Source organism: Myroides sp. WP-1 (genome assembly GCF_014145635.1).
Classification (GTDB): domain Bacteria; phylum Bacteroidota; class Bacteroidia; order Flavobacteriales; family Flavobacteriaceae; genus Flavobacterium.
This window is the reverse complement of record NZ_JACHTC010000024.1, coordinates 12,844-39,061: the sequence shown is the minus strand read 5'-3', so window position 1 is coordinate 39,061 and position 26,218 is coordinate 12,844. Positions and strand designations below refer to the sequence as shown.

Here is a 26,218-nt window from a genome sequence, read left to right as displayed (position 1 = left end):
TCAAACAACACCTCTTCAAACAACACCTCTTCAAACAACACCTCTTCAAACAACACCTCTTCAAACAACACCTCTTCAAACAACACCTCTTCAAACAACACCTCTTCAAACAACACCTCTTCAAACAACACCTCATCAAACAACACCTCATCAAACAACACCTCTTCAAACAACACCTCACCCTCTCAACACCTCACCCTCTCAACACCTCACCCTCTCAACACCTCACCCTCTCAACACCTCACCCTCTCAACACCTCACCCTCCCAACCAACAAAAATGCAAAAAACAAAAACAAAAACGCTAAAAAAGAAAAATTAATAAAAGAATAGTAGTACCTTTGCGCCTATTTTATTATTTATATGAACAATTTCGAACTATTAGGTCTAAATGAATTGCTAGTATCTGCAATTAATGATTTAGGATTTGAGAATCCTTCAGAGATCCAAGAAAAAGCAATTCCTTTATTATTAGAAAAAAATACCGATATTGTTGCGTTAGCCCAAACAGGGACTGGGAAAACCGCAGCATTTGGTTTTCCGCTTATTCAGAAAATTGACCTGTCTAAAAAACACACTCAAGCGTTGATCTTATCACCGACGCGTGAGTTATGCTTGCAAATTGCAAATGAAATCAAACAATACTCTAAGTACGTAAAAGGACTTCATACAGTGGCTGTATACGGTGGGGCGAGTATTACAGAGCAAGCAAGAGAAATCAAACGTGGTGCACACATTATTGTAGCTACTCCTGGTAGAATGCAAGATATGATTAACCGCGGAATGGTTGACATCAAACATATTGAATACTGTGTGTTAGATGAGGCAGATGAAATGTTGAATATGGGGTTTTATGAGGACATCACCTCTATTTTAGCTGACACACCAGAAGACAAAAGTACTTGGTTATTCTCTGCAACAATGCCTGCTGAAGTAGCGAGCATCGCAAGAGAATTTATGTCTAACCCTGCTGAAATCACAGTTGGACACAAAAATCAAGGTTCTACTAATGTTAGTCACGAGTATTATTTAGTTTCTGCTAGAGATCGCTATTTAGCGTTAAAACGCTTAGCAGATGCCAATCCAAATATCTTCTCTGTTATCTTTTGTAGAACAAAGAGAGATACACAAGCGATTGCTGAAAAATTAATCGAAGACGGATATAACGCAGCTGCTTTACACGGAGATTTATCGCAAGCACAACGCGATGCGGTAATGAAAGCATTTAGAGGAAAACAAATCCAAATGTTAGTAGCAACTGACGTTGCTGCTCGTGGTATTGACGTTGATGATATTACACACGTAGTAAACTATCAACTTCCGGATGAGATCGAAACGTATACGCACCGTAGTGGTCGTACAGGACGTGCTGGAAAATCTGGGGTTTCTATGGTAATCATCACCAAAAGTGAAGCTCGTAAGATTTCTCAAATCGAACGCATCATGAAAACGAAATTCGAAGAAAAACCAATTCCTTCTGGATTGGAAATCTGCGAAATTCAGTTGTATCACATCGCTAACCGTATCAAAAACGTAGAGGTTAATCCTGAGATTGAAACTTTCTTACCTTCTATTACCGAGTTATTAGAAGATTTAACAACGGAAGAATTGATCAAAAAAGTAGTATCTGTTGAGTTTAACCACTTATTAGAGTACTACCAAAAATCGTCAAACAGTTTAACGAATGTTGGTTCAGCAGGAAGATCATCTAAAGAGGTTCCTACAGATGGAGCGGTTCGTTTCTTCTTAAACTTAGGAGCAAAAGACGGTTTCGATTGGATGAGCTTGAAAGATTATTTACGCGATACGTTAGAGTTAGGTCGTGATGATTTGTTTAAAGTAGACGTAAAAGAAGGATTCTCTTTCTTTAATACGGATGCAGAACATGCAGATAAGATCATGTCTATCTTAAACAACGAAACGTACAAAGAACGTCGTGTAAACGTTGAAATCTCTAACAACGATGGCGGAAAGAATTCTGGCAGAAGAGATCATAACAGACGTGGCGGCGGTGGACGTGGTGACGGTGGTTTCCGTTCTGAACGCAGAGATCGTGGAGAAAGAAGCGACAGAGGAGAAAGACGCAATGATCGTTCTTCTAGTAATCGTTCTGACCGTGGTTCTCGTTCATCATCTGATCGCAATGACAGAGGAAACAGAACAGACAGAGACAGAGCGCCAAGAAATGAACGCAGTTCTTCAAGAAGAAGTGGTGACAACAATGCACCAAGACGTCCTAGAAGAAGTTAATCTGTTAATTTTTTTCAAATAAGATATAAAACTGTAAAATATCCACTATTTTTAAGCAATTTTAAAAATGATGAGAAATTTTACAGTTTTTTTATTTACATGCCTAATCTCCTTTGCCGCTTGGAGTCAGCAAGGATCACAAGTAAAAGGTACAATCTACAACGACAAATCTCTTTTACCTGCTGATGATGTTAATGTAATTAATATTACACAAGTCAAAGGTACAGTTAGTAAACGCGATGGATCTTTCATTATCGATGCTAACCTCAACGATTCTATTCACTTCTCTTTTCCCGGTTATTTACCTATTAAATTAAAGGTAACCAACGATTGGTTAAACAACGAAAATCTAAAATTGTACTTAACGGAACAATCTATTGAATTGGCCGAAATATTCATTAAGAAATACGATTTAACTGGTATTCTCGAAGTAGACACCAAACTCATCGAACTAAACGACAGACTACAAGTCGATTTTTATAAACGCCAAAGTATGCCAACCTACAATATCGCAGTTGGTAGCTACTTTAGTCCTGTTGATGCAGTATACAACCTCTTTAAAGGAAAAACCAAAGAGCTTAAGAAAATTGAAAGCATCAAGGAAGATCAGAATATGATTGCTCTGATGCAAACGCGTTATGATCGAGAAATCGTTTGTGGCTTGTTGGGTATTACACAAGAAGACATTATCAAGACACTTAAAAACTGCAATCAAACGGATCGCTTTATTTATACAGGAACTGATTTCCAAATTTATCAGGCCCTTAATGAGTGTTTTGAAAACTCTAAAATATTAGTCAAAAAACAAACAAATACATCCAAGTAAGGGGTGTATTTTTTTTGTGGTTTTCTTCTCGATCTTACTCGCAAAAGCAAAAAATAAAAAGTATTTTTGTACGCAATAACTACACATAACTAATTTAATTCTCGCACTAAAATGAATATCATTTTAAAATCTGCCAAAATTGTAGATCCTACAAGTTCTTTCCACAATCAAACTGTAGATTTACACCTTAAGAATGGAAAAATTGAAAAAATCGCGGCTTCTCTTGTTGCAGAAGGTGCTCAAGTGATTCAACTGGATCAATTGTCTATTTCTCCAGGATGGTTTGATACCTCTGTTTCTTTCGGTGAACCAGGTTATGAAGAAAGAGAAACGCTGATTCACGGATTAGATGTAGCAGCAAGAAGTGGATTTACTCAAGTAGCGATTGAATCAAATAACAACCCCATTACCGACAACCAAAGTATCGTTAGCTTCATCAAGCAAAAAGCTTTTGGACAAACAACGGAAGCACTTCCTATCGGAGCACTAACCATGAAAAGTGAAGGGACAGACTTAGCCGAATTGTACGACATGAAAAATGCGGGGGCTGTAGCCTTTGGCGATTATAAAAAAGCAATTGACAATGCTAATGTTTTAAAAATTGCACTGCAATATGTACAAGACTTTGACGGATTAGTACTGGCTTTTGCTCAAGATAAAAGCATCAAGGGAAAAGGAGTTGTTCACGAAGGAATTACAAGCACTACATTAGGTTTAAAGGGAATTCCTCCTTTGGCTGAAGAATTGCAAGTGGCTCGTAATTTATTCTTACTAGAATATACAGGGGGAAAAATGCATATCCCGACCATATCCTCTGCAAAATCTGTTGAACTTATTCGCGAAGCAAAAGCAAAAGGACTTCAAGTTACTTGTAGTGTGGCTGTGCACCAATTAGCATTAACAGATGCGAAATTAACTGAATTTGACAGTCGTCATAAAGTATTACCTCCATTAAGAGATGAACCAACAAGACAAGCGCTAATTGCGGCTGTTCTAGACCATACCATCGATTGTATCACAACGGATCACACGCCTTTGGATATTGAACACAAAAAATTGGAATTTGACTTAGCAACACCAGGTACAATTGGATTAGAATCTGCTTTTGGAGCGTTAAATACTCTCCTACCTATTGATGTGATCGTCGACAAGCTAACAGCTGGACGTCGTATCTTTGGCCTGCCAGAAACGAGTATTGCGGAAGGACAAGAGGTAAATTTAAGTTTATTCACCACAGCAGGCACCTGGACCTTTAGCAAAGAAGATATTCGATCTAAGTCAAAAAACACTGCTTTTTTAGGCGAATCAATGCAAGGAAAGGTATATGGCGTAATTCGTCAAGACAAACAAACATTTAATTTTTAGTTCAACTAAAAACAATTTATATTTTCAAGTACTATGATCAAAACATTTACTGCCAAAGAAATTGAAAGCGGAAAAAACATGGCAATCGCTTCTCACCTTACTATTTTAGGGTGTATGATTGTTATCTTTATGAATATTGAACCCAAAAATAAATACACTGGATTCTACATCAAACAAACCTTTGGTTTGCATTTAATGTTCTATGTATTCGGGTATTTTGTATCTAATGTGGATTCTCTATTTGCAACGGTTCCCTTCTATCTTTGTTTTGTAGTATTGTGGTTCTATAGCTTCTTAGGTTCTCTACAAGGAGAGGTTCGCGCATTGCCAGGAGTTGGTACTTACTTTCAAAAATGGTTTGACAAATTATCTGCATAAATATGGAAACATCGTTATCAATCAATTACTTGATTCAAGAACCCAAAGTAAAAAAGGATAAAAATCCGTTGATTTTATTGTTGCATGGTTATGGCAGCAATGAAGAAGATTTATTTTCTTTTGCAAGTGAACTATCTGACGAATATTACATTGTATCTGCACAAGCGCCCTACCCTGTTCCGCCATATGGTTATGCTTGGTACGCGATTCACTTTGATGCAGATGCAAACAAATTTTCTGATGATCAGCAAGCGATCGAATCTCGTGATTTAATTGTTAGATTCATCGATGAATTAATTGAAACCTACCCTATCGATACAGCAAATATCAACTTGGTTGGATTTAGCCAAGGTGCTATTTTGAGCTATGCTATTGCCCTATCTTATCCAGAGAAAATCAATAAAGTAGTAGCCTTAAGTGGATACTTCAATGCTGCAATTATCAAAACTGGTTTTGAACAAAATGATTTTAGCAAGTTGCAATTGTTCGCCTCGCATGGTACGGTAGATCAAGTAATCCCTGTTGAATGGGCAAGAAAAACATCGCCTATTTTAGATGCACTTCACATTCAACATCAATATAAAGAATATCCTGTTGGCCATGGTGTTCACCCATTAAACTTCGCTGATTTTAAAGCGTTTTTAGGATAGATTTGTTCGTGAAAGATTGAGAGGTTAAATCTCTGAAATAATATATTCACTTTAAACAAAAAAAATCTGCTTGATTTTAAATCAAGCAGATTTTTTTGTTTAAAAGTAAGTGTGTCTCATCGTCTCAACAAACAACAAACAACCTAATAATTAATCTGTACCCATCCTGTACGTTGTTTTCCATGTGAAATTACAATATAGTAATACGTTGCTGCGGGCAATTGATTGCCATTTTTGTCTTTTCCTACGAATTGATTGGTGTACTTTTCACCATGTGTATACACTTCCATTCCGTTTCGATTAAAGATTTGAATTTTAGAAATTCCATGTTGACTCAAGTCAAATGCATCGTTAATTCCATCGCCATTCGGTGAGAATCCCCTTGGAATTGGGCACTCATCAAAATGTATAGTAAAACTACTTTCAGCAGAACAAAACGCAGTTGGTGTTCCATTTGTTGCATAAATATAAACGGTCATTGGAACCATAATTTCCAATCCAGCTTGCAGTTGTAATCCACCGCGATTAGGCTGTGTATAGTATGCATTACCCTGCGATAATGGTGGCAGTACAAAATTCTCACATTGTATATATTGATCCTCTAATTCATCAGCTGTTATGGGTTCAAATAAGGTTAGTTCGACCTTGCTTTCTCCATAGCACTCACCTACTTGCTTATAGATGTAAAGGGTAGACTCACCTAAAATGTCATACGTATCACCTGGGTAATACGCTCTTCCCTGTCCGTTGGGTTCAGCGAAATATTGCTCTCCTTCTTTGAGTTGAGGAAGTACATAACTTTCACAGGCGTTTATTGAATTTAACGTCGTAACTGCAATGGGAGGTATACGCACCAAATCAAAGAATCTGGCCTTAGCGCATTTTGTAGTAAGATTGTGAAATTTCGCATAAATGGTTTGCGTATTTTGTACACTACTTACTTCGTCGAGTGGTTGAGTTAACGCTTCATCTTTAAAATAAGTGATTTCATAATTTGAAAGCGACTCTTCTCCTAACAGTTGAGACACAAACGCATGAATCTCTTCTTGAGTAATTTGTACCGTTCCATTAACGTCTGTTGTATTTCCACATACCTCATAATTGGGAAACACCTCCATGGGAATATCTTCTTTTACAAAATGGAATTGACGTTCAATGACAAACATATCACCTTTACAATCTTCATACATAGCTTTGGCCACATACGTTGTTGCGTCTGTAATTTCAACGTCTATTACTTCATCAGAGGAAAAGTAGACTCCATCTTTGTACCAATTAAACACTACAGTTGACTCGCCATCAGGTGTAAATCGCCAAGCTTCATTTTGCGTTACCCAATCGCCTGTATTTCTGTGGATGGTGTCACCTGGATACATGCCAGGATAATGCGCTATTGTTCCATCGGCATTCTGAATTCCAATCACCCCATTTCCTTCGTTGTGACGATATCCTGATTCTGTAAATTCAGGTATAACAGGTCTATTTTTGACATACACATCAATAATATTGGTCGCTTCATATAAAACAATTTGAGAGGTTTGCGTGGATCCTTCTACGTCATCTTCATCATAGTCTTGGTCATATAGTCCTAAATGATAAACATTAAAAACCAAAGCTCTACAAGGAGAAGTACCTAAAATTTGATAATTCACCGAGTAATCTTCTGGAGAATAGTCGGGATCTAAATCTTGCATAACTCCAAATACTGCATTTAAAAAAGGAGCATCCTCCCCTTGACTAGGAGAAGGTATTGGGTCATTAAACTCCCATTCACTCCAACCATGAGGCGTGTAGTGCCCATCTTCTACTTCCCCTTCAATACTAAAGGTAATAGCGCCATTTGTTGATATCAATACCTTGTCGTAAGTATTGCCATAAAAGCAAAAATCAAATCCAAGGTCAATGATACCAGACCATTCATCATCTATAGTTAAAGGCACCATACTTCCACCAAAGAAAGGAAAAGGCGGATTGTATTCAATCTGTTCCACTTTATAATCTGTGGCTTGCTTGATATCCATATAACTTGCTCTTAGCGTTTTAGACACCGCACCTTCTTCACAAATCAAATACGTATTATCCTCTCGATTGGGCATGCCATCTACACCCGCATCTAATTCAGCACACACAGGAGGAACAAAATAGGAATACATCAAAGGCCCTACCCAAGCGGTTTTGTTTTCTCCATTTTCATCCTCACAAATTGCACGGACATAAAAAGAAAAAAATTCACCTTCCTCGACATCATTCAATCTATATTGGGGTTGTCCTTCCACAACAATTCCCTCCGTATAAACATCGGGTGGTGTTGCTCCTTGAAGCGTACTATATACTTCCCATTTAGTTTCGCTACCTCCAGGGGTCCAGGTAAAGCGAAAATCATTCGTATAATTTATACCCTCAGCTCTGATATCCGAAGGACTCATACAACGAGAAACTTCAATGCTAAAATTGTCAATAGCAGCTGGTAATCCTTCTACATTGGAAACTAGGTTAATCCACTCAAACACCAATCGGATAGCTTCTCCTTGATTTTCAGACACATCTAACGTCACTCTTTCCGTTTTCCAACCCTCAGAATTAAGATAGTAAGGTCTTCCAATGAGCCTATTGTCCCCTTGGATATCAATCATATTATTACTTTCAGGCAATTCATCTATTGTCGTCTTAATCAGGCGAAAATAGTCGATAGGAAATTGTTGAATGATATAACCCTCAATAAGCCAATCAAACGTAATGGTTAATTCTTCAGCATCTTCTGGAATAGCGATATCTCGATACACGTGAGAAACGGCAGATTGCGTTGAATCATATTGATGCGATTCGCCTTCATCATCAGAGATATACATCGCTTTATTGCCTCCATTATTAGCCGCTGTTCCTGCTGTCCATATATTCGCTACGTCTGTAGTAATACTCCATGTAAAATCTCCTTCAAAATCATCAGAAAAAGGCAATTGCGTAGCTATTTGCGGAGTTAAAAAATCATAACTTCCCGTCCATAAACTAGTATTTACAGGATCGCAAACTGAGCGAATCCAAACGTAATAAACCGTATTGGGTTCTAAATCTGTTAACACATAAGGAGATGTTACTTCACGATGCGTAGGTATCTGTTCTGACCCAATATCATCCGCAGCAGTTGATACAAACAAATCATAGTCTTCAACATCACCTACATTTCTCCATTCTATTATTGCTGACTCAGCTGTAACCTGGTGAATGGTTAGTCCTGTTGGTTTAGGACAATGAGTAACGCTTATTTTTAAATTATCAATAGCTGCAGGCGGTTGCACTCCTTCTGACTCATCGTTTTTCCATTCAAAAATCAAGCGCATCGTTTGATTTGCAAAACGCTCAACATTGCGTTGTAGTTCTGTCGTGCTGAATGCAGAGGAACGAGAGAACGCATTTTCGTCTAATTGAATTCCTTGACTCTCACTTGTTGTAATACGCACTCCTCCTTGTGGTGTATAAGAGATTGGTACAAGCCAAACCCTAAAGTCATCTGTTCTGTATTCTCCAAAATTTCTCCACACCAGTTGAACCGATAAATCTACTGCTGTTGCGGGAATAACGATATCCTTATACGCATGAGAAACTTGGATACCCGTTACTGTATAAGCATTGCTAATCCCCTCGTCATTGGATATATATAAACTGCGTGTACCTGTATTTGCCACAGCAGAACCGATTACCCATTGATTGATTGAATCATTACTAAAACCAAAAGAAGGATTACCTTCAAAATCTTCTTCATACGGCAATTCAGTAGGAATTACAGCAGTGTCTTGATCTGCAAGTATGGGAGTTCTCGGTTGCCAAATCCACTCAACTACTTCTACAATAAAAGTAAGGCTTGTAGAAGCTATCGCCAAAGTAGGAAATACAAGTAGGGCTAGAAGAAAAAGCTTAAACCGCGTATTTTTACTTATCATATAATATATTTTTAATTGTTATTAGCATAAATACAAAAGTAACAAAAAACAAAATTGATAAAAAACATACTAAATTAACATAAATAAACATTTTCTTTTGTTTTGAACCAAAAAACAAGTATATATCAGATATGAAGTGAAATAAAGACAGATACAATAGAATTGGAAAAATAATTAACACTATATTTTTTTCTTTAGACCTTACCCTTAACTGTGGCTAATCTTGTCATTATTAGGCAAAAAAAAGAGCTTGAGTGTAAAACTCAAGCTCTTTGTATATTCTTAGTTGCCAAAAGTTGTTTAAAAATAACGAGAAGAACTCGACACTTTTTTAGACAAGAAGATGTCATACAACACCATAAACTCATGCGAACCTTTCGCTACTTTATTAATATCAGAAGTAACATAATCATAGGCATAACCGACGCGTAATTGAGGTGTAACACGATAATTAATCATTCCTCCCACGGCATCCTCTAGGCGATAACTAATACCTGCTTCGATTTTGTTTAGGTACATCACATTCACATTCAAATCAAAAGACACAGGAGCGTTCATAGCATACTTGATCATTGTGGATGGTTTTAGTTTCCAATCGCGATCTAGATCAAATACATAACCACCATTTAAATACATGTGGATTTCGCGTTGTCCAAAATCTTTTCCGTCATAATTGAGGTAGTACTCTTTGATCAGGTTGGGAACACCTAATCCAATAAAGTATTTATCCGTATAGTAATACGCTCCAATACCTGCATTAAACAAGGTTGATTTGCTGTCTTCTCCAAAAGCAGGATCGTGAGGATCAAGGGTATATCCATTTCCCACTTTAGAAAACAAATCAGCGCTGTGAAACGTTGCACCAGCTTTAACCCCTAGTGCTAATTTATGTACTCCACCTAAATCTAAGGTATACGAAAAATCTCCATAAATATTGTTCTCTGTAACGGGACCAATGCGATCGTTAATAAAAGACAATCCAACTCCCACTTTTTTACCTACGCGGCTATTAATAAAGAACGTACCCGTTTCTGGTGCGCCGTCAAAACCGGCCCATTGTTTGCGATATAAAGCTCCCATAGAAACAGCGTCTTTGGATCCGGCATAAGCAGGATTGACTACGCTCATGTTATACATGTATTGGGTGTACTGCGGATTCTGTTGTGCTTTCACTTCAATTCCGCTTAGTATCAATAAAATCCCAGCGATACCATATATTCTCTTCATAACCTTTTTTTTCGATTTAAACGAAGAACAACAACAGTGTGTTGACACACACCGTTGTTGTACTCTATTAATAATTGAGTTGTAACCATCCTGTTTTCAATTGACCGTGCGATACAATCACATAATAGTATGTACCACTTGGCAGCGTTTTACCTGACGAATCTTGTCCTTTAAATTCATCTTTATACCCCACTCCATGCGAGTAAACTTCGACTCCATTGCGGTTAAAAATCTGAATTTTAGCTACTCCGTGATTACTCAAGTCAAAAGAATCATTGATTCCATCACCATTTGGAGAAATTCCTTTCGGAATCGGACACTCTTCAAATTTAACATTAAAACTAGTTTCGTCATAGCAATATACTTCTTTATTTCCATTTCTCGCAACAATATAAATGGTCATTGGAACAATTACTTCATACTCTGGTTTTAATTCTATTCCTCCTTCATTTGGTTCGGTATAGTATTTCATTCCTTCAGGAAGGTATGGCAATCTAAATGCTTCACACGCCAATACTTTATCTTCTACCATTGGAGCAAATACTTCTGGTAAAATCTCAATTTTAAAACTAGATTCTCCATAACATTGATTTTCATCTTCGTGATACACATATAATGTATGCACACCTACGTCATTATAAATAGCTCCAGCATCATATCTTACTCCAGCTCCAAACGGCTCTGTATAATATGCTTCACCAGGAGCTAAAGCTGGTAAAACAACCTCTTTACATTTAAAAATTGGTTTGATGATAGTAGCTCCTAATTGTGGATGAATGCCTAATCTAAATTCTATCGTTTTTGAACAATGCGTTAACTCATTAGTAATCTTCATGTAGATCACATCTGTTGTAGGTGTAAGCGTTGAATAACTTCCTTCAATCTTATTTACTCCAGCTGTTGCATCTTCTTGTGATTTGTAAAACTCTACGGTATAGTCATCCATAACTAAACCATCTAATACAACAGGAATATTCTCTTCTAGATTGTATACATTAGCAACACCCGGTTTTTTCGCACAGTCCATTACTGTTTTAGGAGTCTTGAATACCATAGGTTCTTTTAAGAAATCAAAGCTCTTCTCGATGATCATTTCATCACCATTACAGTGTTGATATTTAATGCGTCCTGTTAATGTTGTTGACTCGGTAATAGTTACAGCAATATCCGTCTCATCCGAATAGAACTCACCATTTCTCAACCATTCAAAAGAGGCAATAGATTCTCCATTTGGCACAAAGCGCCACGCTTCATTCTGTGTTAACCAGTTGCCTGTATTTCGACCCTCTGGTACATAAGCAACTGTACCATCCGCATTTTGAATACCAATTACACCATTAGCATTATTGTGAATAAACCCATCGCCATCATCTTCTAAAGCAGGTCTATTTTTTACGTATACCTCAATAATATTGGTATTTTCATATAATACAATCTGTGAGGTTTGTGTAGATCCTTCGATATCATTTTGATCGTAATTACGTCCAAATAACCCCATGTGATACATGTTAAACACCAAAGCGCGACAAGGATATTCACCTAAGATTTGGTAATTTACGGAGTAATCATCTGGCGAACTTTCTGGATTTAAATCTTGCATTGCACCAAAAATGGCATTAACAAAAGTAGCATCAAAAATATCCTCCGGTTCATGTGGTAATTCATCGTCAAATCGCCAAGCACAACCATCATTTGGTTGATACACACCACCTTCTACTTCTCCTTCAATACTGAAAGTGATCGCTCCGTTAGTACTGATCAGTACTTTGTCATAACTATTGCCAAAGAAACAAAAATCAAATCCCAAATCAATTACATCAGACCAAATATCATCGATGGTTAAATTCACTGCGTCACCACCAAAGAATGGGAATGGTGGAGCGTATTCGATCGGTTCAATTCGGTATTGAGATGTTGATTTAATATCGTAAAAGTCTGCCTTTAAATCAATGGTATAAGGATCTTCCGAACAGATGATATACTCCCCATCTACAGTTACATCCAACTCTAAATCTTCAAGCGAAATACTCGCACATCCTGGTGGGTGAAAAATAGAAAAACCTTCCGGTCCACTCCACCATCCTACAGCCGTATCCGAACAAACAGGACGTACGAATACGTTGTAAAAAATACCCTCTTCAACATTCTCAACGATGTATGTTGGATTCCCTTCTACAATGATTCCAGTATCCTCTCCAGTAGGAGCAGGTTGTCCACTTTCGACAATAAACACTTCCCATTTGGTTTGACCAGGTGCTGCTGTCCAAGTAACTTCAAAATTGCTCGTATTACCAATGCGTTCAACTGCAATATTTTCAACATCTGGGCAGTTGTATTCTTTAATGGATAAATTGTCGATAATAGCAGGTGGTTGTTCGCCACTAAAGTCATTTTGAATCCATTCAAAAACGATTCTCATCGTACGTCCTGCAAAAGCTGTTGCTGGAACTAGACTACGTTGCATTGTAAAACTTCTCTGTTGGAAAAATGTATTCGTTGGATCAATTTCAATTCGATCTGCCGCTGCAGTAATTAATGTACCACCTGTTGGATTAAACGAGGCAGGCACAATCCACACCTTGAAATAATCTCCTGGAATTTGCTCCCAAGTGTCCCAATCTATTGTAGTTTCACCAACTGCTTTCCAACTAAATGAAACATCCAATTGTTGTGCACCTGCAGGTACTGTAAAATCTTTAAACGCGTGAATTACTGTACCTTCATCCCCAAAGTATAGATTGCTTATTCCTTCATCCTTCGTTACATACAACGATCGTGTACCGCGTTCGCTCACTGCATTTCCAGCAACCCATTTATTATGTTCACTTGCAGTTGTTTGAAAGTAAACATCTCCTTCAAAATTTTCTATATAAGGTAAAGTAACCCCTGGTATTTTAGGTATATTCACAGCCAACGGACCAATCCATTTACTCTTATCTGTTGCATTACAAGCTGTTCTCAACCAAACGTAATAGAAAGAACCGCGATTTACTTCTGTAAACGTATAACTATCTCCAACAGCAGTATGTGTTGGTACATCTGCATCAACGGCTACAGGTAAAGGGTTCGTGCGGATAATTAATTCATAGTTTTCTACTCCCTCTACAGGTGTCCAGCCCAAGGTAAATTGCGTTGCACTAATAGCCTCCACATGCAAATCTTGTGGTCTACTACAAACTACCTCTCTTAGATCAATATTGTCAATAGCAGCTGGTGGTTGAACTCCACCACTTGCATCATTGAGCCATTCAAACACTATGCGGATATTTTGCCCAGCAAAAGGTGTACCGTCAAAAAAGATGAGTTCATTTAAAAAGTTGGGATTTCTCTTGTAACTTGACTCTCCGATCGCTACTACTCCATCTACAAGTTCATCTATTTCTTCATTGGCTGTGACCACATAATCTGTAGGTACAACCCAAACCCTAAAATAATCACTAGCCCAAACTTCACCTTCTCCCATACTTCTCCAATCAAAAGACAATTGCATTTCATTGACATCTTGCGGAATGGCGAAATCAGCATAAGCATGAGATCTGGTTGACTCCCAATTAGGATCAGCCAACGTATATTGGTTGGATACTCCCTCGTCATTACTGATATACATGGCATGTGTTCCGCCGTTATTCACAGCAGTTCCTATGTGCCATTTATTCACTTTAGCACCAATAAAGACAAAGTTATTATCTCCTTCAAAGCCATCTACAAAAGGCAATTCATGTGGAATCATATTCGTTCTGAATCGAATAGGGCCTACCCATTCAGAACCAACACTCCCTTCTTCCGCATCGCATATTGCGCGAACATATACATCATATTCCGTATTGCTATTGAGTTGAGTAGCCGTATACGTAGTTTCATCAACAGCAGTTCCAGTAGTAGGTGCAGCAGTTCCTGCTAATTGAATAGCTACTTCCCAGGCTTCTTCTTCATATCCTTGACTCCAATCTACTTGAACCCCTACTGTGGTATAGTTGGATAACTGAATATTTCGCGGTGTAGGGCAAGCGGGAACATCTTCTACAATGACACTGTCAATGTACAAGCGCCATCCGTCTACACCTCCTGGAGGAACATGCCAAGCGATATTAACCTCGCCAACAATGGGATCTCCATTTTCATCTTTCAGATAAATTACCTCTTCTTGATACACGGTATTACTGTATTCTCGTAAAGGGAGTAATTCGTGAGTGAAAGACGCAACATCAGTTCCCGTTGTCGATAACATCACCCTAAAATCATTGGGTTCCCACTCCGATTCCACTTTATAATAATAGCGTAATCGTTGATTTCCATTCAGTTGAATGGTTGGAGAAATCATCCAATCGTCATTTTCACCATCTAACCAATCCGTTGTCATAACAGCGGCGGCATCACCTATAAAAGGATCGTTCGTATCATTGAGATCCCAAGTGCTGCCATCTTCATTGTTATCGATAACAGTCCAACAAGGTTTTGTTTCCGAATCCATAGAAAACGTTTCTAAAAAAGGGAATTGCGCAATAACAGGGCAATCTTCGTCTTCGTCTTCGAAAAGCAACGTTGAATTTCTCGGCGTCATTTCTACTTGCTGATGCAGTTCAGCAGGATGATTGACAAAATAGAGTTGGATTTTATCTACCCAACCCATCAATCTGGGTGACGCCCATACAAGAGTTGGAATGAGGACCAACCCGAGCAAGGCTCCACGTAATCTTAACTTTTTCATCGAAAAAAAATTTAGTTTTACATTACTACAAAATCAAAACTAAAGTAATCAAAAAACTAAAAAAAAATACAACACAATGAAGTACCATTAATACAATTATATAAATAAAAATATATTATCAACAAAGTTATCATAAAACAGAAAAAAATATAATACACCTAAATAATTTTAAGTTAATAAAAAGTTATTTTTTAACACAATAATTCTTTACAGATTATTGTTTTGGTTCTGTTTTTTGGGCTAAATCCTTACAACCATCAAACTAAAACTCCTAAAGACTTACTTTTTTCTAATATTCCACCTCTAACAAGGGGATAAAATAGGATTAATAGTTACTTTTGTTTGAAATGATAAAAAAAGATGACAGAACAGAACAACGATAATTCAAACGTACATCGCAAACTAAAAGCCCGTCACTTAACCATGATAGCCATTGGAGGATGTATTGGTACGGGATTATTTATGGCCAGTGGAGAAGCCATCCAACAAGCGGGACCAGGAGGTGCAGTACTAGCCTATCTAGCCATTGGTATTATGGTGTATTTCTTAATGACTTCTTTGGGAGAAATGGCTACCTATTTACCTGTATCTGGGTCTTTCAGTACGTATGCTTCTCGTTTTGTCGATCCTTCTTTGGGCTATGCCTTGGGATGGAATTACTGGTTTAATTGGGTAATTACTGTTGCAGTAGACGTTTCAATTGCAGCGTTGGTTATTTCCTATTGGGAGCCCATGAATTTTCTCCCCCCTTGGGCTTGGAGTTTAGTCTTCTTTCTCATTATAGTTGGGCTCAATACCCTTTCCGTCAAGGCATATGGTGAATCGGAGTATTGGTTTGCCTTTATCAAGGTTGTTACGGTTGTTATTTTTTTACTGGTAGGTCTATTGACTATTTTTGGTATTATGGGAGGTGAATACATCGGTTTCACCAATTTCACTATCGGAGAGGCTCCTTTTATAGGAGAGGGTTTTTCGGGTAAATTTCTCACTGTACTAGGGGTATTCTTAATTGCGGGATTCTCCTTTCAAGGAACAGAGTTAATTGGCATTACAGCCGGTGAATCTGAAAACCCAGAAAAAAATATTCCAAAGGCTATTAAGCAAGTATTTTGGCGAATTTTAATTTTTTACATTCTCTCCATTTTCGTCATTGGATTAATCATTCCTTATACAAGTCCGGCGCTATTAGGTGCGGATATCACAGAAATTGCAAAATCACCTTTTACTTTAGTTTTTGAGAAAGCCCATTGGGCATTTGCTGCTGCTCTGATGAATGCCGTTATCTTAACGTCGATCTTATCGGCTGGAAATTCAGGGATGTACGCTTCCACGCGTATGCTATATGCCATGGGAAAAGACGGAATGGCTCATCGCTCTTTTGGTAGAACAAATGGACAAGGAGTTCCTATAATCGCCTTACTAGCTACAGCTCTTGTTGTACTGCTTATCTTTATTGTTCAATCAATCACTCCTCAAGCCGTCGACTTTATTCTCGCTGCTTCAGGACTTACCGGGTTTATTGCTTGGTTGGGAATTGCAATCAGTCATTACCGCTTCCGAAGAGCGTATATCGCACAAGGAAATGACACTAATAACCTGGTATACAAAGCCAAACTTTTCCCCTTTGGTCCTATCTTTGCTTTTGTACTTTGCTTATTCGTGATCATCGGTCAGGATAGTCAAATGCTTTTTGAAGGTGTCGTTGATTGGAAAAGAATACTCATCACCTATATGGGAATCCCCTTCTTTTTATTCTTCTATTTCTACCATAAATTGAAGTTTAAAACCAAAGTAATTCCTTTGACAGACGTAGACTTAACGAAGTAATTTCTTTAGTTTATATACACGCTAAAAAACTGTCACTATCAATAGATAAACGATAAACTGAAATCATACAAGGGGGAGAATTTCGATTCTCCCTTATTTTTTTACTTTTGGTGATTGACTATAAGAAAAACCAGATCTTCTTTGCTTTTCGCTTCGCTAAAAACTTCTTCGTGAAAATGGTTTAAATTGCTTAACAGCTGAAACAACTTCTTCTTTTCATCGGTTTTGAGGTTACCGTTTATCACTTGCGCAATTTGCTGTATTTCAGGCTTATTACGCACTAGTTCAAGTTGTCCTAATGCCGTGATTTCAACAATTTTACTACGCTTGTCTGTTTCAGAGTCTTTTTGTAGAACAAAGTTCAATTCAATTAATCGATTAATGATTTGCATCCCTGTTGGCTTTTCTTGTGTACTTTTTCGAATCAACTCCATTTTAGTCATTTCGCCATGGACCCATAAATTCGTTAAAAAGATCAGATTATCATGCATAAAAAAAGGACTTTCCATCATATGAGATCGCCAATACATTTTAGCATAATTTGCCAACTTAAAAAAAGACAAGGCTATGTCCTGTTCTATCGTCACTTTTAACTCTTCTTGATTCTCCTTTTCTTCCTGTTGATCCTGTTTATCGCGAACCCATTGCTTAAATCCAGTGATATTCGGAGCGTACATCGAAAATAATTCATCACTTGTTTCCTTTTCAAACTCGAAAAGAAGATGCATAAAATCAATTAGTAATTTGTGGTTCATTTTAACTTAAATAAATAACATAAAGCAACAATAGAGATTGTTATTTCAAATATATTAATTTAAAAATCTTTCAAATTTTATTGGATTATCATCATTTAAAAAGCAATTAGTTCTTATTACCAAGACATATTCTATTTAACAATAAAATATGTAGTATTCCCTTCCAAATGTTCGCAATCCGAGAATGTTTGGTTGTTATTTTTTTTTTACGCCACCCCTCATTTAGAAGTAAATCTTCTAAAAAATACTCTTTTCTCTTTCCAATCTTCTAGTATTTCTCTTCAAAGACTTTTATTTTTCTAAAGATTCATTTAAACAAAGACAACTGCACAAGAGTATTGGTCACCCAACATAAAAACCCTACCTTAGTGCGCATTAAAATTAATATCATCATAGTATGAAAAAAATACAACTACTTGCCCTGGCATTCCTAACTGGTAATTTACTTTTTGCACAACGCAATCTTACCATGCAGGAAGCTACTTTAGGTCAGTACACTTCTTTTGCTCCGGAGAAATTGACACAACCGAGCTGGAAAGATTCCAATGCTTTTACACATTTAAATAGCAAACGCGATAGTTTATTTCTGCGTACACAGGGAGCCAATTGGACACCTTCTTTTTTATTTGGTGCAGCAGATTTAAATACAGCTTTAACTCAATCTATACCAGAGGCAAAATTTAAACTTACATCACTTCCTGCAGATCTAACGTGGAAAAACGAAACGACTTTAGCTTTCTCGTTAATCGATGCAGATAAAAAATACAAATGGTTTTTTCACTATACGACTACTGATCAAAAAGTTACACTTGTTCAAAAAGTACCAAGCAGTGGAGAGGAATCTATTTTATCGAGAAACAAAGAGTATGTGGCGTGGCTAAATGGCAATAACATTGAGATTGCCGATAAAAAAGGGCAAGTTACAGTTGTTACACAAGATACAGATCCGTCTATTGTAAATGGGAGTTCGAATACACACCGCAATGAATTTGGCATTAACAAAGGAATGTGGTGGAGTCCAAAACAAGAACAACTCCTCTACTATAGAAATGACCAATCTCAAGTTACGAATTATCCCTTAGTACAGTGGAATTCTAGAGTAGCAGAAAACAAGGATATTAAGTATCCAATGGCAGGCATGTCTAATGAGCGTGTTTCTCTTGTTATTTACGATGTGTACACACGTGCCAAAGTAACTTTACAAACGGGAGAACAAGATCAGTTTTTAACTATGGTGACTTGGGATCCTTCAGGGAACTATGTTTATGTTGGTGTTTTAAACCGCGAACAAAACCATCTTAAACTCAATAAGTACAATGCTGCAACAGGTGCGTTTGAAGGAACGTTGTTCGAAGAAAAATCGTCAACGTATACAGAACCTTCACAAGGTTTAGTTTTTAATCCTGCAGACAGCAAATCGTTTATTCACTTTTCAGAAAAAGAGGGATATCGTCAGATGTATCTTTATTCTACTGAAGGAAAACTAATCAAATCTTTAGGGCATGAATCCGTTATTGTTGAGAATTTTATTGGATTTGATGCAGATGGAAAAAACATTTATTATACGGGGATTACCAATCAAGGTTTAGATCGTCAATTGTTTAAAGTCAATATTAAAAAAGGAAAAACAGAGCAAGTTACGTCTCTTTCCGGAACACACGAAGTGTTGTTTAACCAAGATAAAAGCATGTTCATTGATACGTTCAACAGTTATGAAGTGCCAAATCGCGTATCTGTTTTAACGACTTCTAACCAAAAAGAAACAGTTCTTTTAACTGCTAAAAACCCCTATCAAGGTGTGATTAATCTTCCTAAAACGGAAGTGTTAACCCTAACAGCTGCAGATGGAAAAACACCGTTGAATGCGCGTATCATTTACCCAACAAACTTTGATGCAAACAAACGTTACCCCGTAATGGTTTATGTATATGGCGGACCACATGCGCAGTTAATCACCAATACCTGGTTAGAAGGATCTTCTTTGTTCTTTCACTATATGGCTCAACAGGGTTATCTTGTTTTTACGGTAGACAACAGAGGAAGCTTCAATAGAGGACGAGATTTTGAACATGTCATTCACCGTCAATTAGGACAACAAGAAATGGCAGATCAAATGCAAGGAATTAAATACCTACAGAACTTATCTTTTGTAGATCAAGAAAAAATTGGAGTTTACGGATGGAGTTTCGGAGGATTTATGACCACAACTTTATCGGTAACTTATCCTTCTATTTTTAAAGTTGGTGTTGCAGGTGGACCAGTGATGGATTGGAAGATGTATGAAATTATGTACGGTGAACGCTACATGGACACACCAGCTGAAAATCCGGAAGGATATGAGCGCACGAGCTTGTTAAACAAAGCACAACAATTGACAAACAAACTCTTGATTATTCACGGAGCACAAGATCCTGTTGTTGTACAACAGCATTCAATGCTTTTCATAGAAGCGTGTATTAAGGCCAACAAGCAGGTAGATTACTTCTTATATCCGAACCACGAACACAACGTAAGAGGGCTTGATCGCGTGCATTTAAACACTAAAATTGCACAATACTTTTTTGATCATTTAGCAAAACCAGTACAATAGTAAATCAACTATTTACTTTTTATATACCAATGGGGAAATCAAAGTGATTTCCCCATTTTGTATATAAAAAAAGCCTGTATAAAAACTTATACAGGCGTGACAAACTAAAAAAACGCATCAATTCTTATTCACTAGAATAAGTAATCTTATTTTTATTCGTTAGCAAAGAAACAATTCTAACGATTGTGCCCTAACCGAGACTAGTTGATTACTGGTATAAAGTAAATGAAAAACGAGTTCGTCATCTACCTTGATTTGTGGGGATTCACTTTGTTCACTATATTCTTCAAGGAGTTCTTCTAAACTATCAACATCCTCATAATAACAGGCATTTAACCATACAATATGCCCTTTCAGACGACCTTTAGTAATTTCTGCATATTGATTTCCTTCGGTATCTTGTGCAAATACAAACAAAAAATCCGCAAGAATAAAGTCTTCATTTCGTTCAATAACGTCGAGAGTATCGTCTAAACCATCCAACGTATACCATTGCATAATAGTAGAAAAACTTGCAAAACTATCTAAGGATGGCCCTAGTGTAAGCGTTCCCTTCCCTTGACTCTGAACCAAAAGTAGTTTGCGCATTTCTTCGGAAAAACCAAAACGCGTTTGCAACTTATTGACTTCTTTGCCAATCGAAAGGTTTACACCTGCATCTACAAAAAAAGAATGTCTATAATACTGTTCCATATTTCATTTCTTTGATAGATTAAATTTCATCAAAAAAACGATAGGCTCAACAGCTAATCTGTATGATAACCTTTTGATAACATGGCAGTAATAAAGGAATACAACTACATCTTAGCATTTTCTTTAATCTGCTCGATAAATGCAGAAGGAGAAATTCCTTTGATGCGTTTAAATGTAATGGTAAAACGACTATGAGAAGCAAATCCGCACAAGTCAGCTAAATAGCTAATTTTATACTTGAGCATTTCTGGATTAGCCTGTAATAATAGCACAATATAGTCAATGCGCAATGTATTGATATAACTAGAAAAGTCTTGATGTTTATGATGTTTAATGACATACGATACATACCGGTGATTAACCCCTATCTGACTTGCGAGTTTACTCAAGGATATTTCGTGTTTTAGGAATCCCTTTTGCATTTCAAAGGTTTGGATACCATTCAAAATAAGATCTTCCATATCTTTAGAAATGTAGTTGTGATCTACCGTAGCTTCACTTCTACTCTCTTCGAAATCATCTTCCTGTACTTCAGGCAAAAGTTGAACCAGACCTCCATCGATATTTTTTATCTCTTGTTTGACTTGTTTTCTTCTATAGTAAAAAGCAAAAGACAAAAACAAGAGAACACCTCCGCCAATTGAGAGACTATATAGTACATATTTTTTATAAGCTTTACTTAGTTCACCCTCTTTTTCATAGTAGGATTCTACTAGATAATTGGCAATCTTTGCTTGAACACTTAATTCTTGTTCAACAAGCTTAACGTAACTTTCATTGTATAAGACATAATTTTCCGCATCGCCTACTTTTTTAGCATATGCTGCAAGCGAAGCAAAGACCATTTTCTTTAATGTAGAGAAATCCGATTGTTCTGCTACTTCTTGTGCTTTACTCAAAAAAAGAAAGGATGTTTCATAATCTTGGCTCAAGAGATAGGTCATTCCTAAGTTATTGTAAATAAAACCTTTTAACGGGCTTTGAGGATTATCAGATACAGCTAATTCACTAAGCGCTAGTTCAAGTGTTTGGATTGCCAAGCCATATTCACTCATTTTCATGTAATTCTCCCCAATTAATTGATCCGTGCTTGCTAGGTAAAAAAAACGTTTTTGCGCATGCTCTATTTTCTCAAATTCTTCTCTCCCATTATTTAAAGCTGTGACCGCATCAGAAAAACGCAAACTATTCATGTGATAGTACGCTTGTTCTTGCTGCAAATTTCCCTTTAGAATGGTTAATTCCAAAGGATCGGTCATCAATTTACTCCAGTGTTTTGCTTTAACTAAAGCTAGTTTCCCTAAGCTTTCAATTCCATTTTCGCGATAGAGTGTCGATAAAGAACCCTGAATTCTAGCTTGTAAAGTGGCATTTTTCGTATTTGCAGCTAAACTATCCGCCTTTTTTAATGTAGCTATTGCTTGATCACGAACACCATATTGCCTTAATAATGATGCTTTTAACAAGTAAACTTCTATTTGTTCTGTTTCGGTAGAGGCTATTTTTTCTAAATCATAGATATGTTTAAAAACATTTTGGGGTGTTGAAGTTAAGGTCACTTTCGTTGTGTGTTGATAGAGGCTATCAAACACGTTATTTTGGGGATAGCCAATATTCGTAATCAGAATACAAAATATTATTCTAAAGTTCATCAAATCGCAATTTTGAAGCAAATTAAGACAGGTATGCTTATATTAATTAAAATGGAGTTTTATAGACAGTGTAATGCTTTGTACTTTGTTATCTTCACTTTCGTTTTGATTCGGAAGCAATAGATTTAAAGCAACTCAAAAAAGCCTATGTAAAAACATAGGCTGAATATCAAACACAAATATAGTAACACTAAAATCAAAATGGGGACCAGATCGTATATTCTATAAAATATTTATTACTAATATTCTTACAGTGTTCTTATTCTTACTCATAAATCTGTTATTATTATAACAATAAAATACTTGCAGTGATTTCTTTTACAAATATTTAACAAACATTCGTTAAATTAAAGAAACACCCTTTACGAATTGCGTAATACAACAAAGCAACTACCATTCAACTCCATGTATTTCAAACCTTTATTGCACTTATTTTTTTTTAATCTACCTAGGCTATTTACCCGATTATTTACAACTTTTAGAGAGCGTAAAACTCCTTTATTGACGCCTGTTTTAATTATAGTTTATATCATTTTCCGATTTATTTAACAGGTAAATTTACAATAATCAAACATTTATACTCGTTTTAATTCAGATAAATCCACTAAAAAATGCGTATATTTAAGTAAAACTAAAAAACCCAATTATGAAAGAGAAAGAATTAACCCAGTTGATCGAGTTGTTTCTCCAACAACAAGATCCTATTGTTATGCAAGTATTTGCTATTTACAATAACAATTCAACCGTGTCCCCTTTATTTCTCACTCGAGATGAAACGCTTCATTTGAGTACATTGTACTCTAACCAACTGAGCAAGCTCTTGGATAAAAACAAAAATAAGATGGCTGCTTCGCTTGGTTCAATCGAACAGTTATACTTCAAAAAAGACACCTTTATCACGGAAGATCACACCTTAGACAATAAAGGTTTACCATCTATTAACTATTTGCTAATTGAATTAAAGAAAGAGAATCACAAGATACTGCTATTGAAAAAAGTCACGCACAAACAGTTGATAGAAGGTCGACAACATTCGATTTCTTCATCTTTTTCCAATTTAATCAAACAGCGCAATGTTTTGGACTTAACGCCCAAAATCCAAGCTATATCTATCGACAATCATACCTTTATAGCTTAGTAGATATAACAATGCGTTATTTTGTACTTTACAATCGGTCTGCGTAAACAAACCAACTTTTAGTGCCATCGTTAAATAGGATCTCCAATTTACGAGTATCTAATCGGATGTAATTGGTTTCGCATGCATTTAGATTGATGAGATCCCCTTGTGTATGTTGTTTGACTTGGACTTTATAAATGGCAGGAATAGAATCTGAAAATGAAAAACTCATTTTGTCCCCTATTTTGATCACTCGAATTGTGGTTGCATCATATTGAACACTGTGCTCTGCTTCTTCAAAAACTGCAATGCCGAGGTAGCTACCTATAAAGAAATCAGTAGTAGTTAACTCGCGTTGAACAGCCCAATTAAAGATAATCCACAGCAAGAAAAAACTGATGCCCAACCAATCTAAAACAATATATATTCGCTTTTTTAAATACATGCGTCAGTTTACTTTCAAAAACCAATACAAATAGTGTACTAAAGTTCACTCTGTACATATAATTTAACATTTTTTATCATTATAGGATTACTTGCATTTTTTTATCTCTTAACTAGGAATATATTGAAAATGCAAAGTCTATCGGTTTTTTTTTAAGTATATTTACATTCAATTCTTGTTTTCTAGCAAAACAAAGAAAAAGTAAGGAAGAAACTATTTTTTTTACATTGAATAAAGGTGCTAAAAAACATGTTTTATCTTGACTATCTCACAAAAAAGTTACAGCTTGCATGAGCTAGTTTTAATTCGAAAAAAAATGCGCAAAAAAGAAACCACATCTAATAAAAAGAAAGAAGACTCGACTGTAAAAGTTCGAAAAGTTTCTTCTGGTCCCATTCGAGATAAATCTCGTACGATGAACAAAATGATTGCTGCAGTAGGCAAAGTATTGCAAAAAAACGGCTATACTGCACTAACTGCTCCGAATATTGCTAAAGTCGCTGGTGTAGATAAGAAACTTGTTTGGACCTATTTTGGTGGTGTAGACAATCTAGTAGAGGACTATATCAATCAAAAAGACTTTTTCAAGAGCAAAGCAAATAACAGCGTTCAGAATTTACTCAACAATCCAGATAAATTAACGCAATACGATATTAATCAACTGCTACAAAATCAGTTTGATACGTTACTAAAAGATCGCGCCTTACAGCGCATCATTCACTGGGAGATTGGAGAGTACAACGAGATTTTAAGAAAAATTGCCGATGCGAGAGAAGACCTTGGAGAGCATTTATTTTCCAAAACTATTCCGTTCTTTGAAAATTCTTCTGTAGATATTCGTGCGCGTTTAGCACTTGTAATTAGTGGAATATACTATCTTAGTTTACACGCTAAAAACAACGGAAGTAAATTTTGTGGTATTGACATCAATACAGAAGAAGGAAAAGACAGAATTGCCCAAGCAATACAAGAACTGATTTTTGATGCTTACGAAAAAGCGAGTAAAGAAGAATAAAAAAAGGATCTATTTAAAAATAGATCCTTTTTTTATATTAGTTGCAATTGACTTATTCATTGTCCATTGCTTTTTTAATTTCGTCCTGAACAGCTTCCCATTTTTTGGTAAGTTCTTCACTAATTTTAGAACCTCTATTTTTTAGCTTTTTCAACTTTACTCCGTAGATTACACTAAACAATCCTAAAGTCATGATGGAAAAAGCAGTCCAGTATACAATTGTAAAGGCACCTGCTTCAAGATTTGTCATCATAAAGATTGCAAATAACAAACCTAAAATTCCGAAAAGAACCATCGAAGAGATTCCTTTAACACCATATCGATTTAACTCTACTGCCATGCTCAAACTACGCACTGAACGGAAAAGTAAAATACACCCTACATAGATGGGTAAAACTTGTAGCGTAATAGCTGGTTTACTAAGTAAGATAAGTCCTAAAACAACATCGACAATACCAGAAAATAAAATCCATCCCCAACCATCTAGTTCTTTTCTATTGCTCAAGGCAAACGCTATTTCTGCTATTCCTGAGAAAAAGAAAAGCCAACTAAACAACAAGGCTAAAGAGAGATAAGACGCAACGGGCGTCATCATAATAAAGATTCCCGCAATAATAAAAACAACGCCTAAGATTACTGGAAGATACCAATGCTTAACATTCTGCTTGATACGATTAAAAATAATACTACTCATGTTTTCTTTTCTTTTAAAGATACAACTTTATTACAGGATGTGAAAATTTTTTTAAACAATCGCAAACTTTATTGAATAAACATGAAT

At 36.4% G+C, this 26,218-nt stretch carries 18 protein-coding genes; 9 read left to right on the top strand and 9 right to left on the bottom strand.

Translation table 11 applies throughout. The features are described 5' to 3' along the window. Window positions 1-151 (bottom strand): pentapeptide repeat-containing protein (locus H4K33_RS16680; RefSeq protein WP_220485341.1); only part of this gene is annotated, 151 nt, incomplete at its 3' end. 210 nt (window positions 152-361) lie between these two features. Between H4K33_RS16680 and H4K33_RS15165 the strand changes: the two genes are divergently transcribed. The 5 genes from H4K33_RS15165 (at window position 362) to H4K33_RS15145 (ending at window position 5,467) form a co-directional block, all read left to right on the top strand. Beyond that, window positions 362-2,248, top strand: a complete 1,887-nt coding sequence (locus H4K33_RS15165) for a DEAD/DEAH box helicase (protein WP_182650495.1) — start codon at window positions 362-364, stop codon at window positions 2,246-2,248. 67 nt (window positions 2,249-2,315) lie between these two features. Continuing rightward, window positions 2,316-3,074, top strand: coding sequence for a carboxypeptidase-like regulatory domain-containing protein (locus H4K33_RS15160; RefSeq protein ID WP_255493774.1), 759 nt, complete (start codon window positions 2,316-2,318; stop codon window positions 3,072-3,074). Between the two features lie 111 nt (window positions 3,075-3,185). Then, window positions 3,186-4,439: a dihydroorotase family protein gene (locus tag H4K33_RS15155; RefSeq protein WP_182650493.1), complete on the top strand. Its 1,254-nt coding sequence runs from the start codon at window positions 3,186-3,188 to the stop codon at window positions 4,437-4,439. Between the two features lie 33 nt (window positions 4,440-4,472). Then, complete coding sequence (locus H4K33_RS15150) at window positions 4,473-4,817, top strand: hypothetical protein (protein WP_182650490.1); 345 nt, start codon at window positions 4,473-4,475, stop codon at window positions 4,815-4,817. Window positions 4,818-4,819: 2 nt separating this feature from the next. Then, on the top strand, window positions 4,820-5,467 hold the full coding sequence (locus H4K33_RS15145; RefSeq protein WP_182650488.1) for an alpha/beta hydrolase: 648 nt from the start codon (window positions 4,820-4,822) through the stop codon (window positions 5,465-5,467). Window positions 5,468-5,610: 143 nt separating this feature from the next. Here the strand turns inward: H4K33_RS15145 and H4K33_RS15140 are convergent, their stop codons facing one another. The 3 genes from H4K33_RS15140 to H4K33_RS15130 form a co-directional block, all read right to left on the bottom strand. Beyond that, window positions 5,611-9,405 (bottom strand): gliding motility-associated C-terminal domain-containing protein, encoded by a 3,795-nt coding sequence (locus H4K33_RS15140; protein WP_182650486.1) that lies wholly within the window; start codon window positions 9,403-9,405, stop codon window positions 5,611-5,613. 300 nt (window positions 9,406-9,705) lie between these two features. Continuing rightward, complete coding sequence (locus tag H4K33_RS15135; RefSeq protein ID WP_182650484.1) at window positions 9,706-10,632, bottom strand: type IX secretion system membrane protein PorP/SprF; 927 nt, start codon at window positions 10,630-10,632, stop codon at window positions 9,706-9,708. A gap of 67 nt (window positions 10,633-10,699) precedes the next feature. Beyond that, entirely contained in the window at window positions 10,700-15,340 is a 4,641-nt protein-coding gene (locus tag H4K33_RS15130; protein ID WP_182650482.1) for a choice-of-anchor J domain-containing protein, read from the bottom strand. Between the two features lie 360 nt (window positions 15,341-15,700). On the opposite strand from H4K33_RS15130, the gene H4K33_RS15125 reads away from it, so the two are divergent. After that, window positions 15,701-17,167 (top strand): amino acid permease, encoded by a 1,467-nt coding sequence (locus H4K33_RS15125; RefSeq protein ID WP_182650481.1) that lies wholly within the window; start codon window positions 15,701-15,703, stop codon window positions 17,165-17,167. Window positions 17,168-17,268: 101 nt separating this feature from the next. Here H4K33_RS15125 and H4K33_RS15120 read toward each other — a convergent pair whose 3' ends face one another. Continuing rightward, window positions 17,269-17,922, bottom strand: a complete 654-nt coding sequence (locus tag H4K33_RS15120) for a MarR family winged helix-turn-helix transcriptional regulator (protein WP_182650479.1) — start codon at window positions 17,920-17,922, stop codon at window positions 17,269-17,271. A gap of 397 nt (window positions 17,923-18,319) precedes the next feature. Between H4K33_RS15120 and H4K33_RS15115 the strand changes: the two genes are divergently transcribed. After that, entirely contained in the window at window positions 18,320-20,512 is a 2,193-nt protein-coding gene (locus H4K33_RS15115; RefSeq protein ID WP_182650477.1) for a DPP IV N-terminal domain-containing protein, read from the top strand. A gap of 159 nt (window positions 20,513-20,671) precedes the next feature. On the opposite strand, the gene H4K33_RS15110 is transcribed toward H4K33_RS15115, so the two are convergent. Further along, complete coding sequence (locus tag H4K33_RS15110) at window positions 20,672-21,205, bottom strand: hypothetical protein (RefSeq protein WP_182650475.1); 534 nt, start codon at window positions 21,203-21,205, stop codon at window positions 20,672-20,674. Between the two features lie 104 nt (window positions 21,206-21,309). After that, window positions 21,310-22,857: a helix-turn-helix domain-containing protein gene (locus H4K33_RS15105; RefSeq protein WP_182650473.1), complete on the bottom strand. Its 1,548-nt coding sequence runs from the start codon at window positions 22,855-22,857 to the stop codon at window positions 21,310-21,312. Window positions 22,858-23,503: 646 nt separating this feature from the next. Here H4K33_RS15105 and H4K33_RS15100 point away from each other — a divergent pair. After that, on the top strand, window positions 23,504-23,995 hold the full coding sequence (locus H4K33_RS15100; RefSeq protein WP_182650471.1) for a hypothetical protein: 492 nt from the start codon (window positions 23,504-23,506) through the stop codon (window positions 23,993-23,995). 28 nt (window positions 23,996-24,023) lie between these two features. Here H4K33_RS15100 and H4K33_RS15095 read toward each other — a convergent pair whose 3' ends face one another. After that, window positions 24,024-24,422, bottom strand: a complete 399-nt coding sequence (locus H4K33_RS15095; protein ID WP_182650470.1) for a hypothetical protein — start codon at window positions 24,420-24,422, stop codon at window positions 24,024-24,026. Between the two features lie 316 nt (window positions 24,423-24,738). Between H4K33_RS15095 and H4K33_RS15090 the strand changes: the two genes are divergently transcribed. Then, window positions 24,739-25,437 carry a TetR/AcrR family transcriptional regulator gene (locus H4K33_RS15090; RefSeq protein ID WP_182650468.1) on the top strand — a complete coding sequence of 233 codons (699 nt, stop codon included), beginning with the start codon at window positions 24,739-24,741 and terminating at the stop codon, window positions 25,435-25,437. Between the two features lie 52 nt (window positions 25,438-25,489). Here H4K33_RS15090 and H4K33_RS15085 read toward each other — a convergent pair whose 3' ends face one another. Next, the gene (locus H4K33_RS15085) at window positions 25,490-26,131 is read right to left on the bottom strand and encodes an HdeD family acid-resistance protein (RefSeq protein ID WP_182650466.1); all 642 of its coding nucleotides are present in this window, start codon (window positions 26,129-26,131) and stop codon (window positions 25,490-25,492) included. Window positions 26,132-26,218 lie beyond the last annotated feature (87 nt).

Excerpts from the sequence above, each read along its gene's own strand:
- H4K33_RS15165 (WP_182650495.1), top strand. The coding sequence starts at position 362 with ATGAACAATTTCGAACTATTAGGTCTAAATGAATTGCTAGTATCTGCA.
- H4K33_RS15160 (WP_255493774.1), top strand. The coding sequence starts at position 2,316 with ATGATGAGAAATTTTACAGTTTTTTTATTTACATGCCTAATCTCCTTT.
- H4K33_RS15155 (WP_182650493.1), top strand. The coding sequence starts at position 3,186 with ATGAATATCATTTTAAAATCTGCCAAAATTGTAGATCCTACAAGTTCT.
- H4K33_RS15150 (WP_182650490.1), top strand. The coding sequence starts at position 4,473 with ATGATCAAAACATTTACTGCCAAAGAAATTGAAAGCGGAAAAAACATG.
- H4K33_RS15145 (WP_182650488.1), top strand. The coding sequence starts at position 4,820 with ATGGAAACATCGTTATCAATCAATTACTTGATTCAAGAACCCAAAGTA.
- H4K33_RS15140 (WP_182650486.1), bottom strand. The coding sequence starts at position 9,405 with ATGATAAGTAAAAATACGCGGTTTAAGCTTTTTCTTCTAGCCCTACTT.
- H4K33_RS15135 (WP_182650484.1), bottom strand. The coding sequence starts at position 10,632 with ATGAAGAGAATATATGGTATCGCTGGGATTTTATTGATACTAAGCGGA.
- H4K33_RS15130 (WP_182650482.1), bottom strand. The coding sequence starts at position 15,340 with ATGAAAAAGTTAAGATTACGTGGAGCCTTGCTCGGGTTGGTCCTCATT.
- H4K33_RS15125 (WP_182650481.1), top strand. The coding sequence starts at position 15,701 with ATGACAGAACAGAACAACGATAATTCAAACGTACATCGCAAACTAAAA.
- H4K33_RS15120 (WP_182650479.1), bottom strand. The coding sequence starts at position 17,922 with ATGAACCACAAATTACTAATTGATTTTATGCATCTTCTTTTCGAGTTT.
- H4K33_RS15115 (WP_182650477.1), top strand. The coding sequence starts at position 18,320 with ATGAAAAAAATACAACTACTTGCCCTGGCATTCCTAACTGGTAATTTA.
- H4K33_RS15110 (WP_182650475.1), bottom strand. The coding sequence starts at position 21,205 with ATGGAACAGTATTATAGACATTCTTTTTTTGTAGATGCAGGTGTAAAC.
- H4K33_RS15105 (WP_182650473.1), bottom strand. The coding sequence starts at position 22,857 with ATGAACTTTAGAATAATATTTTGTATTCTGATTACGAATATTGGCTAT.
- H4K33_RS15100 (WP_182650471.1), top strand. The coding sequence starts at position 23,504 with ATGAAAGAGAAAGAATTAACCCAGTTGATCGAGTTGTTTCTCCAACAA.
- H4K33_RS15095 (WP_182650470.1), bottom strand. The coding sequence starts at position 24,422 with ATGTATTTAAAAAAGCGAATATATATTGTTTTAGATTGGTTGGGCATC.
- H4K33_RS15090 (WP_182650468.1), top strand. The coding sequence starts at position 24,739 with ATGCGCAAAAAAGAAACCACATCTAATAAAAAGAAAGAAGACTCGACT.
- H4K33_RS15085 (WP_182650466.1), bottom strand. The coding sequence starts at position 26,131 with ATGAGTAGTATTATTTTTAATCGTATCAAGCAGAATGTTAAGCATTGG.